The sequence below is a fragment of the Brevundimonas sp. genome (assembly GCF_024711105.1).
Classification (GTDB): Bacteria; Pseudomonadota; Alphaproteobacteria; order Caulobacterales; family Caulobacteraceae; genus Brevundimonas.
Genome location: NZ_JANJTL010000175.1, coordinates 1 through 11,176, shown reverse-complemented (window position 1 = coordinate 11,176; position 11,176 = coordinate 1). Strand labels below are relative to the sequence as shown.

12 protein-coding genes are annotated in these 11,176 nt (G+C 68.9%); 8 read left to right on the top strand and 4 right to left on the bottom strand.

The annotated features are described in order from the left end of the window. The 3 genes from Q0M60_RS14035 to Q0M60_RS14025 all read left to right on the top strand — a co-directional run. The coding region (locus Q0M60_RS14035; protein ID WP_296820661.1) for a lipoyl synthase at positions 1–523 on the top strand (523 nt) is incomplete at its 5' end. A gap of 94 nt (positions 524–617) precedes the next feature. Beyond that, positions 618–1,073, top strand: a complete 456-nt coding sequence (locus tag Q0M60_RS14030; protein ID WP_296820658.1) for an SRPBCC family protein — start codon at positions 618–620, stop codon at positions 1,071–1,073. Continuing rightward, positions 1,070–2,179, top strand: coding sequence for an NAD(P)/FAD-dependent oxidoreductase (locus tag Q0M60_RS14025; RefSeq protein ID WP_296820655.1), 1,110 nt, complete (start codon positions 1,070–1,072; stop codon positions 2,177–2,179). The genes Q0M60_RS14030 and Q0M60_RS14025 overlap by 4 nt, the downstream gene beginning before the upstream one ends. On the opposite strand, the gene Q0M60_RS14020 is transcribed toward Q0M60_RS14025, so the two are convergent. Then, positions 2,176–2,667: a CinA family protein gene (locus tag Q0M60_RS14020; RefSeq protein ID WP_296820652.1), complete on the bottom strand. Its 492-nt coding sequence runs from the start codon at positions 2,665–2,667 to the stop codon at positions 2,176–2,178. The two genes, Q0M60_RS14025 and Q0M60_RS14020, sit on opposite strands and share 4 nt — an antisense overlap. Before the next feature lie 87 nt (positions 2,668–2,754). Between Q0M60_RS14020 and Q0M60_RS14015 the strand changes: the two genes are divergently transcribed. Beyond that, positions 2,755–5,028 carry a spermidine synthase gene (locus Q0M60_RS14015; protein WP_296820649.1) on the top strand — a complete coding sequence of 758 codons (2,274 nt, stop codon included), beginning with the start codon at positions 2,755–2,757 and terminating at the stop codon, positions 5,026–5,028. An 80-nt stretch (positions 5,029–5,108) separates the two neighbouring features. Here the strand turns inward: Q0M60_RS14015 and Q0M60_RS14010 are convergent, their stop codons facing one another. Together Q0M60_RS14010 and Q0M60_RS14005 are read right to left on the bottom strand one after the other, a co-directional pair. Then, positions 5,109–5,861 carry an arginyltransferase gene (locus tag Q0M60_RS14010; RefSeq protein WP_296820647.1) on the bottom strand — a complete coding sequence of 251 codons (753 nt, stop codon included), beginning with the start codon at positions 5,859–5,861 and terminating at the stop codon, positions 5,109–5,111. A 64-nt stretch (positions 5,862–5,925) separates the two neighbouring features. Continuing rightward, on the bottom strand, positions 5,926–6,816 hold the full coding sequence (locus Q0M60_RS14005) for a flagellar motor protein MotB (RefSeq protein WP_296820646.1): 891 nt from the start codon (positions 6,814–6,816) through the stop codon (positions 5,926–5,928). A 99-nt stretch (positions 6,817–6,915) separates the two neighbouring features. On the opposite strand from Q0M60_RS14005, the gene Q0M60_RS14000 reads away from it, so the two are divergent. The 4 genes from Q0M60_RS14000 to Q0M60_RS13985 are packed head-to-tail and all read left to right on the top strand — an operon-like array spanning position 6,916 to position 10,586. Then, positions 6,916–7,410 carry a flavin reductase family protein gene (locus Q0M60_RS14000; protein ID WP_296820643.1) on the top strand — a complete coding sequence of 165 codons (495 nt, stop codon included), beginning with the start codon at positions 6,916–6,918 and terminating at the stop codon, positions 7,408–7,410. After that, on the top strand, positions 7,407–8,273 hold the full coding sequence (locus Q0M60_RS13995; RefSeq protein ID WP_296820641.1) for an NAD(P)-dependent oxidoreductase: 867 nt from the start codon (positions 7,407–7,409) through the stop codon (positions 8,271–8,273). Before Q0M60_RS14000 ends, Q0M60_RS13995 begins: the two co-directional genes overlap by 4 nt. Then, on the top strand, positions 8,270–9,493 hold the full coding sequence (locus tag Q0M60_RS13990) for a serine hydrolase domain-containing protein (protein ID WP_296820637.1): 1,224 nt from the start codon (positions 8,270–8,272) through the stop codon (positions 9,491–9,493). The genes Q0M60_RS13995 and Q0M60_RS13990 overlap by 4 nt, the downstream gene beginning before the upstream one ends. Positions 9,494–9,512: 19 nt before the next feature. Beyond that, entirely contained in the window at positions 9,513–10,586 is a 1,074-nt protein-coding gene (locus Q0M60_RS13985) for an alpha/beta fold hydrolase (RefSeq protein WP_296820635.1), read from the top strand. Here the strand turns inward: Q0M60_RS13985 and Q0M60_RS13980 are convergent. After that, on the bottom strand, positions 10,583–11,176 hold a 594-nt coding region (locus Q0M60_RS13980), incomplete at its 5' end, for a carbonic anhydrase (RefSeq protein ID WP_296820633.1). The genes Q0M60_RS13985 and Q0M60_RS13980 overlap by 4 nt on opposite strands.

The following is an 11,176-nucleotide window of genomic DNA, read 5'->3' as shown; positions in this document are numbered from 1 at the left end:
GATTCGCGCCCAGGCGCCCGGCACGACGATCGAGATCCTGACGCCCGACTTCCTGCGCAAGGACGGCGCCGCCGAAGTCGTCATCGACGCCAAGCCCGACGTCTTCAACCACAACCTGGAGACCGTGCCGCGGCTCTATCTAAAGATCCGGCCCGGCGCCCGCTACTTCCACTCCCTGCGCCTGCTGCAGATGGTCAAGGAGCGCGACCCCACCCAGTTCACCAAGTCCGGCGTCATGGTCGGCCTGGGCGAGACCAAGGAAGAGGTCATGCAGGTGATGGACGACATGCGCTCGGCCGGCGTCGACTTCATCACCATCGGCCAGTACCTGGCGCCCACCCGCAAGCACGCGCCGGTCGACCGGTTCGTCGATCCCGACGAGTTCAAGGCCTATGAGGCCATCGCGCGCGCCAAGGGCTTCCTGATGGTGTCGTCCAGCCCGCTGACCCGCAGCTCGCACCACGCCGGCGACGACTTCGCCCGGCTGAAGGCGGCTAGGGAGGGTCTGGGGGTTAGGGGTTAGGGGTTAGGGATTGGGCTCGATCCTGCCCACTACGACGCCGGCGCCCAGCCCAGTTCGTCACCCAAACCCTAGTCCCCAGTCCCCAACCCCCTGAATGGCCACCCACCGCGTCACCCACGTCCTTCCCTATACGCCCGACCAGCTGTTCGCCTTGGTCGGGGAGGTGCGGGCCTATCCCGAGTTCGTGCCCTGGATCTCGTCCATGCGGGTCTGGAACGAACGCGAGGAGGCGCCGGGCGTGACGATGCTGGACGCCGAGGCGCAGGTCGGCTTCGCCTTCGTGCGCGAGCGGTTCGCCACCACGGTCCGGCGCGACGCGAACGCCAAGGTGATCGAGGTGCGGTTGATCCGCGGGCCGTTCCGACACCTGACAAACCGCTGGAGTTTCCGACCGCATCCCACGGGAACGGAAATTGGATTCTTTATCGACTTCGAGTTCAAATCGCGCATCCTCGACCGGCTCCTGCACAGCCAGTTCGACCGGGCCGAGGCGCGGCTGATCCACTGCTTCGAGGCGAGGGCCAAGTCGCTCTACGGCCCGGCGGCGTGAGTTTCGACTTCGACGCGACGGTGGTGGGCGCCGGCGCGGTCGGCCTGGCCTGCGGCCGGGCGCTGGCGAGGCGGGGCCTCGGTGTGCTCGTGCTGGAGGCCGAGGGCGCGATCGGTCAGGGCGTGTCGTCGCGCAACTCCGAGGTCATTCACGGCGGCCTTTACTATCCCACCGGCTCGCTGAAGGCGCGGCTGTGCGTGCAGGGGCGTCGGGCGCTCTATGACTTCCTCGACAGCCACAAGGTCGATTATCGCCGCTGCGGCAAGCTGGTGGGCGCGACCGAGGAGGCCGAGGTCCCGCGCATCGAGGCGATCTTCGAGCAGGCGACCACGAACGAAGTCGAGGGGCTGAAACACCTCACCGGCGCCCAGGCCCGCGCGCTTGAGCCCGGCCTGAACGCCTGCGCCGCCATCCTGTCGCCCGAGAGCGGGGTGTTCGACAGCCACGGCTACATGCTGGCGCTGCAGGGTGAGATCGAGGACGCGGGCGGCTCGGTCGTGGTCTCCACGCCGTTCGAGCGGGCCGAGCCTCCGCCAGGCGGCGGCTTTCGCATCACCGCCGGCGGGGAGGGAGGCGCCAGCCTGACCACGCGTCTGCTGGTCACGGCGCCCGGCCTGGAGGCGCAGGACGTGGCCGCACTCATCGAGGGTTATCCCGCCGACCTCATCCCGGGCGGCCATTACGGCAAGGGCGTCTATTTCCGGCTGGCCGGCAAGGCGCCATTCGAGCGGCTGATCTATCCGCCGCCGATCCCCGGCGCTCTGGGCACCCACTACCGCAAGGACCTGGGCGGCCAGGCCGTGTTCGGCCCGGACCTCGCCTACATCGAGGACGAGGACTACTCCGTCGGCCCGGAGAAGCAGGTCGAGTTCGAGCACTACATCCGCCGCTTCTGGCCCGCGCTCCCCGATGGCGCGCTGACGCCCGACTACGCCGGCATCCGGCCGAAGCTGCACGGCCCCGGCGAGGCCCAGCCGGACTTCCAGCTGCACGGCGCCGAGACCCACGGGATCCAAGGCCTGGTCGCCCTGTTCGGCATCGAAAGCCCGGGCCTGACCAGTTCGCTGGCCATCGGCGAGGAGGTGGCGCGGATGCTGGACGCCTAGCTCGCCGCTTCGATCAGCAGCTGAAGTCCGAAGCGCACCGCCTCCAGCCGGACCCCGTCGCGGCCGAGGTCACCGAAACGCTTCTCGTGGTGGACGACCGAACCGTCGGTGAGCGCCAGACCAAAGTGGACGAGGCCCACCGGCTTGCCCTCCGACCCGCCGCCAGGGCCCGCGACGCCGGTGACGCCGATGCCGATGTCCGCGCCGGCCTTCTCGCGCGCGCCTGCGGCCATGGCGCGAGCGACCTCAGGCGAGACGGCGCCGTGCTCGTCCAGCAGCGCCTTGTCGACGCCCAGCAGGACCACCTTGGCGGCGTTGGAATAGGTGATGAACCCCCGGTCGAAGACGGCCGAGGTGCCCGGCGCGCAGGTCAGCGCCGCGCCCAGCAGTCCGCCGGTGCAACTCTCCGCCGTGGTGACCCACAGGTCGCGGGCGCGGCAGGCCTTCAGCAGACGATCGGCGGCGTCTTCGATATCGGCTGGGAACATGCGAGCCTGTCTCCGGCGGGCTTGAGTCGGGGGATACCAACACCGGGGCCGCCATCCTGGTTTCCGAGCGGCCCTAAGGCATTCTGAATGACCGACGTCACGGCGTCTCCGCAAGCGTTCCGGCCGTCCGCGACGGGCTGGATGTTCGCCCTGGCCATCTTCTCGAGCGCGGCGCTGGTCTTCGCCGTCCAGCCGATGATGGGCCGGTTGATCACGCCGACGCTGGGCGGCTCTCCCTCGGTCTGGAACACCTCGATGGTGTTCTTCCAGGCGGCGCTGCTAGTCGGCTATGGCTACGCGCACCTGCTGCAGCGGGTCGGCTCGATCCGGCTGCAGGTCGGCATGCACCTCGGCCTGCTGCTGCTGGCGCTGGCCTCCTTCTGGCCGCTGAGGGTCAATGAAATGCTGGGCGCGCCGGACACGGGCTCGCCCATTCCGTGGCTGATCGGCACCCTGGCGCTGTCGGTGGGCGCCCCCTTCGCGGTGCTTTCGGCGACCGCTCCGCTGCTGCAGGCCTGGTTCGCACGCGTGCGCCAGGGCACGGAGGAGGGCCAGAACCCCTACGTCCTCTATGCGGCGTCGAACCTGGGCAGCTTCGCGGCCCTGATCGCCTATCCCACCCTGATCGAGCCGCTGCTCGGCCTGTCGGCCCAGACGGTCACCTGGTCGGCTGGGTACGGCGCTTTCATCCTGATGATCGTCGGCCTGGCCTATGTCGTCTGGAAGAGCGGAGTGACCCAGGTCGAGCTCGCGCCCCTGCCGCAGAGCGCGCCGATCACCTGGAAGGAGCGCGCGATCTGGGTGCTAATCGCCGCGGCGCCCTCCAGCCTGATGCTGGGCGTGACCACCCACCTGTCGGTGGACGTGGCCTCGGCGCCCTTCCTGTGGGTGGTGCCGCTGGCGCTTTACCTGTTCACCTTCGTCATCGCCTTCCAGGCCCGGCCCGCCATCCCGCTGGAGGTGACCCTGATGATTCAGGCGGCGACGGCGGCGGCCTGCACGGCCTTGCTGCCGGCGGCCAACGGCGAATGGCTGATGCTGTTCTTCGTGCACCTGACGACCTTCTTCTTCACCGCCCTGATGTGCCACCAGATCCTGGCCAGCCACCGGCCAGCGCCGGATCGTCTGACGGAATTCTACCTGCTGCTGTCGCTGGGCGGGGTGCTGGGCGGGGCGTTCAACGCCCTGGTGGCGCCGGTGATCTTCGATCTGGTCATCGAATACCCGCTGGTGCTCTGCCTGGTGGCGCTGGCCCGGCCCTGGTCCAAGACCGGGACCGAGCCGCGCGAGTGGGCGATCTTCGCGGTCATCCCGGTCCTGTGCCTGATCCCGCCGCTGCTGTTCTGGTACCTGGAGAACAACGGCGAGATTCATCAGCACGGCTTCAGCTACGACCAGGGCCGGATCGTCTCGCACCTGGTGCTGGGCGGAGCCGCAATCTGCGCCTTCCTGATCCGCGACAAGGTGCGCATCTTCTTCCTCGCGCTGGTGATGATCGCCATCTCGGCCCACCAGGTGGCCCTGCGCTATCACTGGGTGGAAAGCGACCGCAGCTTCTTCGGCGTGCTCCGCATCGGCGAGGAGACCTATCCCGAGGTCGGCACGGTGCGCATCCTGATGCACGGCACCACCCTGCACGGCGCCCAGTCGCAGGAGGCCGCCTACGCCTGCCGGCCCACGCTCTACTATGCGGACACGACGCCCATCGGGCAGGCGGCGGTGGCCATCCAGAACCGCACCCCGGCGGCCAACATCGGGGTGGTGGGCCTCGGGTCAGGGGCGATGGCCGCCTACAAGCGCGAGAGCGACAGCCTGACCTTCTTCGAGATCGACCCGATGGTCGATCGGTGGGCCCGCGATCCCGAGCGGTTCAGCTACATCTCCGACTGCGCGTCGGGTCCGGTGAGGACGGTGCGGGGCGACGCCCGCCTGACGCTCAGGGACGAGCCGGCCGGCAGCTATGACCTCCTGATCATCGACGCCTTCTCTTCGGACGCGGTGCCGACGCATCTGCTGACGGTCGAGGCCATCGCCGAATACCTGCGGGTGCTGAAACCCGATGGCGTGCTGGTTCTGCACCTGTCCAACCGCAACCTGGAGATCACTACCCCGGCCATCGCGGCGGCCCAGGCGCTGAACGCGCCGGTGATGCACCAGATCTACGGCGAGAATCCCGACGCGCCTGAGATGATGGAGTCCTCGACTGAGGCGGTGGTCATCTCCCGCACGCCCGAGGGACTGGCGATGTTCCAGACCGACCCGCGCTGGAACGGGAACATCCACAGCCGCACCGCTCCCTGGACCGACGACTACGTCAACCTCTTCGGCGCGCTCGTGCGGCAGGTGCAGCTGGAGTACTGAGCGTCACCTCGGACGGCGCGTAGCGACGATCCGGGGCCTAAATGCTCGCGGCGCCATTGAGCCTGGGGCCCGGATAATCGCTATTCGCTTTCCGCGATGACGTCCGTCACCCTCGTCCAGCCTTCCGGCCTCAGCACTTCCAGCGGGCGGAAGCGGGACTTGTAGTCCATCTTGGGTGACCCTTGGACCCAATAGCCCAGGTAGACGTGCTCCAGACCCACGGTCTGCGCCTGACGCAGATGATCCAGGACGATGAACTGGCCGAGGCTGCGGCGCGGCTGGGTCGGATCAAAGAAGCTGTAGACCAGCGACAGGCCGTCCGAGAGCAGGTCCACCAGGATGCAGGCCACCAGCCGGCCAGGGCCGTGGGGCTCGGGCTGACGGTATTCGATGACGTGGGTGCGCACCGCCGTGTCCTCGACCATGGCGACATAGTCGAGCCAGCCCATTTCGTTCATGCCTCCGTTCGGATGGCGCGCATGCAGATAGCGCTGCAGCAGCTCGAACTGCTCGGCGGTGGCCTCCGCCTCAACCAGGGTGCGTGTGAGGTCGGCGTTGCGGTTCAGGATCTTCCTCTGCGAGCGCGAAAAGACGAAATCCGCGACCGGGATCCGTGCCGACAGGCAGGAATCGCACGCCTCGCAGGCGGGGCGATAGGCGATGTTCTGGGAGCGTCTGAATCCCACCTGGGTGAGGGAGTCATTGACCAGCGCCCCATCCGACATGGGCAGATGAGCGAACACCTTCCGCTCGAACTTGCCCGGCAGGTAGGGGCAGGGCGAGGGGCCCGTCAGGAAGAACCTCAGCTGGCGCGAAGGTACGTGCTGGGTCACCGGTGGGTCCGAAGCTCCTTACTCACGGTCTGATTTGGAGCCATGGGATCGATTTCCGCAAGCGTCAGAGTGATGTATCCGCCGGCAACACCGGCGCTTCCCTCAGAAGTATGATCGCGATGCGACGGTTTCCGGCCAGCGTCGGGTCATCCGGATAGAGCGGGTCCGATCCCGCCTTGCCCGAGACCTGGTAGATTCGATCGGCGTCCACGCCCGCGCCTTCGAGGATTTGGCGCGAGGCATCAGCCCGCTGGGACGACAGGGCCCAGTCGCCCGGAGCGCTGGCCCGCGTGCCTGTCGCCGAGGTGTGGCCAGAGATGGTGATCCGGTTCGGCAGCTGGTTGATCACCCGGCTGATGGCCCGCAGCAGCACGCGCGCGCGCTCGTTCGGCCGGGCGGAGTTCTGCTCGAACATCGAGCGGCCCTCCTGGTCGACCAGCTGGATGCGCAGACCCTCGGGCGTCTGGTCGATGATCAGATGCCGGCTGAGCTCCGCCAGTTCGGGCATGTCCTGCATGGCCTGGCGCAGCGAAGCGGCGGCCGAGGCGAAATCAGCGGCCTCGCGACGCGCGATCTCCTCGCGCAGCTCCTGCTCGGAGGCGTTGGACAGATCCGTGTTGTCGCCCGTCTCCTCGGTCTGGGGGGCTTCGGGCGCCAGTTGGTTGATGACGGCCATGGAGCCGTCGCTCTTCACCCCGTCGTCGCCGAGAGAGGTGCCGCCGAGAATGCCGCCTGAGCCCGAGGTCGAGGGCGAGACGCTGGCGGGGGCGAAATATTCCGCGATGCCGCGCTTCTGCTCAGGGTCGGTGGTGTTGATCAGCCACATCAACAGGAAGAAGGCCATCATGGCCGTGACAAAGTCGGCGTAGGCGACCTTCCAGGCGCCGCCGTGATGCCCATGGCCGGCGACCTTTTTGACCTTCTTGATGAGGATGGGCCGATCGCTCATCGCCATGGGGTGGACGCCTCGGGAAGCTTTCGGCGACCCTGTCGCGTCAAGGTTAAGGCCGCGTTGCGGTTGCGCCTCGAAGCGGCTCGCCCTAGGTGCGGAGGCGTGAGCCTCCCCGACACCCCCGAAACGGACACCCGACCCTTGCGCCGCGCGCTGGGCGCCTTCGCGACCGGCGTGTGCGTCGTGACGGCCGAGGGGCCCGACGGGCCGGGGGGCATCACGGTGAACTCCTTCACCTCGGTGTCGCTCGATCCGCCCACCATTCTGTGGAGCCTGGGCCGGCGGTCCGACCGCTGGCCGTTGTTCTCCCAGGCGGAGCGGTTCGTGGTGCAGGTGCTGGACGGTGACCACCTGGAGGCGTCCCGCCGCTTCGCTTGGGGCGACTGGCGCCTGGCCGAGGCTGAGCTGACGCGCGAGCCCGGCGGCGCGCCGATGATCGAGGGCTGGGTGTCGCGCTTCATCTGCCGCACGACTCGCCGCATCGATGCGGGCGACCACTTGCTGATCCTGGCCGAGATCGAGCGCTTCGACACCCGCGACGGGGACGGGCTGCTCTTCTTCAAGGGCAGCTACAGCCGGGCGACGAGGACGGAATGAGGATCGGTTTCGCGGGGCTGGGCGTCATGGGCGGCCCGATGGCCGGCCACCTCATCAAGGCGGGCCATGAGGTGCGCGGCTTCAACCGCTCCCCCGCCAAGGCGCGGGCCTGGGCCGAGGCGACCGGCGGCGTCTTTGCGGCCACGCCGGCCGAGGCCGCCGAGGGCGCGGAACTGTTCATCCTGTGCGTCGGCAACGACGACGATGTCCGCGGGGTGGTCACCGCCGCCATCGACGCCGCGCCCGCGGGCTGCGTCTTCGTCGATCACACCACGACCTCGGCCAGGCTGGCCCGCGAGATGGCGGAGATGACAGGCCGGTGGTCCTCATGGTTCGTCGACGCCCCGGTCTCCGGCGGCCAGGCAGGGGCCGAGGCGGGTCAGCTCAGCGTCATGGCCGGCGGCGACGCCGAGGCGCTTTCGCGCGCGGAACCGGCGCTGAAGGCCTATTCCAAGGCGATCAAGCACATGGGCCCCGTCGGCTCAGGCCAACTGACCAAGATGGTCAACCAGATCTGCATCGCGGGCGTTGTCCAGGGCCTGGCGGAGGCCGTGACCTTCGCCCAGGCGGCGGGCCTCGACACCGATGCGGTCTATGACGCGGTGTCCAAGGGCGCCGCTCAGTCCTGGCAGATGGACAACCGCTGGAAGACCATGGCCAGGGGCGAGTTCGAGTTCGGCTTCGCCGTCGACTGGATGCGCAAGGACCTCGGCCTGGTTCTGGAGGAGGCCCGCGCCAACGGTTCGCACCTCGCGCTGACCGCCCTGGTCGATCAGTTCTACTCCGAGGTCCAGGCCATGGGCGGCGCCCGCTGGGACACCTCAAGTCTGGCTGCGCGGCTCCAGGACCGCCGTCGCCCGTGAGGACGCCGAGCCTCATCGCGCTTTGCGGCGCTGTCGGCGCGGGCGCGCTGCTCCTGGGCATCGCGGTCGGGGAGGCGGTCGCCCAGCGCGAACCCGCGCCGGTGACGGAGCCGCAGGTCCAGCACATCGACCTGGAGCCTCTGACGGTTCAGCCATCGGCCCTGCCGCGGCTGCGCGCCCGGCTCGACGAGCTCGAGGCCCGGGGCCAGTTCATGGGGGTGGTCGTGGTGGCCCAGGGGGACCGGCTTCTCCTGCGGGAGGCCTATGGCCTGTCCGACGCGGAGACCGGCCGCGCGAATGCGCCGGATGACCGCTTCCGGCTCGCCTCGATCAGCAAACAGTTCACCGCCGCCGCCATCTTGCGCCTCCAGGATGAGGGTCGGCTGTCCGTCCACGACCCCGTCTGCCGGTGGATCAGCCCCTGTCCGCAAGGCTGGGAGGCCATCCGGCTGACCAACCTGCTTTCCCACAGCTCCGGCCTGCCCGACCTGATGGAGCGGCCCGGCTGGGGCGACCGGCGGGTGACGCCCGCCAGCCTGTCGGAGCTCACCACCGACACCATGCGCTTCCGCCCTAGGTTCGAGCCCGGCACGCGGGCCCGCTACAACAACGCGGCCTACAATCTGCTCGCCGACATCGTCGAGCGGGCGAGCGGCCGGCCCTACGAGACCTTCCTTCGCGAGGCCTTCTTCGAGCCTCTCGGCATGGACGACACCGGCTCGGACGCTGACGCCCGAGCCGAGGGGATCGTCATGGGTCACAACACCGGAGCGGGCGGCCCGGTGCACGGGCCCCTGCCGAACGTCTCGATCATCGCCGGCGCCGGGGCCCTTTATTCCACGGCCGATGACGTACTCGCCTGGCAGCGGGCGCTGCACGGCGGCCGGCTGCTTTCTCAAGAAAGCTACAGCCTGATGATCGCCGACCACGCACCGGCGGATCAGGGCCTTCCGCCAGGCGCCCGGCCGCGCGGGTGGGGGTTCGGCCTGTTCACCGGCGACCTCGGCTCCGGCGCCGACCCGCAGTTCCATGCGCCGCAGATCTACCACACAGGAAGCTGGGCAGGTTTCCGCAACATGGTCAGCCATATGCCCGGCGAGGACGTCACCGTCGTGGTCCTGACCAACAACTACCACCAGCGCGACCAGGTCTTCCTGATCGTGCAGCAGGCCGTGGCCGAAGCCATCGGCGCGCCTTTCCCGACCGGACTTCAGCAATAGGCCGACCCCGGAGCTCGTCATGAAGCCGCTGGCCCTCTTCGTCCTGATCGCCGGACTGGTCGCGGGCGCGCCCGCCGCGGCCCAATCCTGGCCCGTCACCGAAGGCGACGTCGTGCTGCGCGATTTCGCGTTTTCGGACGGCCGGACCCTGCCGGAACTGCGGATGCACTATCGGACGCTGGGTGAACCCCGACGCGACGAGGCGGGCCGGATCGTCAACGCCGTGATGGTCCTGCACGGCACGGGCGGGTCTGGGGCCCAGTTCCTCCAGCCACAGTTCGCTGACGAGCTGTACGGGCCGGGCCAGCCGCTCGATGTCACTCGCTACTACGTCATCCTGCCGGACAACGTCGGCCACGGGCAGTCGTCCAAACCGTCAGATGGTCTGAGGGCCGCCTTCCCCGAATACGGCTACGGCGACATGGTCGAGGCGCAGCGCCGGCTGCTGGTGGAGGGTCTCGGGGTCGATCGCCTGCGGCTGATGATGGGTACATCCATGGGATGCATGCACATCTTCGTCTGGGCCCAGGCGCATCCGGATTTCGCCGACGCCCTGATGCCGCTGGCGTGCCAGCCGACCGAGATCGCGGGCCGCAACCGGCTGTGGCGCGCCATGCTGATGGACGCGATCCGCTCCGACCCCGCGTGGATGGGCGGGAACTACGAGACCCAGCCGGTGCAGGGCCTGAGGACGGCGGCTGACCTCCTGATCCTGGCGGGAGCCGCGCCAATGCAGATGCAGGCCATGCTGCCCACCCGCGAGGCGACCGACGCCTGGCTGGCCGAACAGCTGCCACGCCGGATCGGCGGACTCGACGCCAATGACCTCTGGTACCAGGTCAACGCCTCGCACGACTATGACCCGTCCGATGACCTCGAAGCGATCACCGCCCCCATGACCTGGATCAACTCGGCGGACGACTTCATCAATCCGCCGGAGCTGGGGCTGGCCGAACAGTTCGCGCCGCGCATCGCAGGCGTCCGCTACGTCCTGATCCCGGCCAGCGCCGAGACCAGAGGTCACGGCACCCACACCTGGGCGCGCTTCTGGAGGGACGAACTGGTCGCTCTCCTGGCCCGCTCGGAGCGCTAGGCGGGCTCCGTTGCTCGCTCGGCCTGGGTGGCCGGGGCCGGATCGGCGGCGTCGCCGAGGAACCGCACGCGGCCCGAGCGCATGTCCTTGACCGCGGCCACGATCATCAGCGTGCCGGCGCCCACGGCGTCGGTCAGCGAGGTGTCGGCGATGATCAGCTTCTCGGCCACGCGGCGGGCGTTCTCCTCAACCGAGGCGGCGGCCTGGTCGGCCGCGCCGGAATGGCGGGCGGTCAGCACGGCCGGGATGATCGGCACGATCATCTCCTCGAGCGACGGATCCATCTGCGCGCGGCCATCCACGATGGCCTCCGCCGCCCCGACGGCGCCGCAGCCGGTGTGGCCCATGACCACCACGAGCGGGCAGTTGAGGTGCTTCACCGCATAGACGATCGAGGCCAGGCCCCGTCGGTCGACCGTGTTGCCTGCGACGCGGATGGAGAACAGGCGGCCAAAGCCTTGATTGAACAGGATGGTCGGCGGCGTGCGGCTGTCGGCGCAGCCGACGATCACAGCGATGGGCGACTGGCCGTCTTGCAGGTGGTCCAGGTCGGTCGCCGAAACGTGGCCGAGGTTGTTCTCGCCGCGCAG

Coding starts and splice junctions, on each gene's coding strand:
- Q0M60_RS14020 (WP_296820652.1), bottom strand. CDS start 2,667: ATGTTCCCAGCCGATATCGAAGACGCCGCCGATCGTCTGCTGAAGGCC.
- Q0M60_RS13985 (WP_296820635.1), top strand. CDS start 9,513: ATGAAGCCGCTGGCCCTCTTCGTCCTGATCGCCGGACTGGTCGCGGGC.
- Q0M60_RS13995 (WP_296820641.1), top strand. CDS start 7,407: ATGAGGATCGGTTTCGCGGGGCTGGGCGTCATGGGCGGCCCGATGGCC.
- Q0M60_RS14015 (WP_296820649.1), top strand. CDS start 2,755: ATGACCGACGTCACGGCGTCTCCGCAAGCGTTCCGGCCGTCCGCGACG.
- Q0M60_RS14030 (WP_296820658.1), top strand. CDS start 618: ATGGCCACCCACCGCGTCACCCACGTCCTTCCCTATACGCCCGACCAG.
- Q0M60_RS14005 (WP_296820646.1), bottom strand. CDS start 6,816: ATGGCGATGAGCGATCGGCCCATCCTCATCAAGAAGGTCAAAAAGGTC.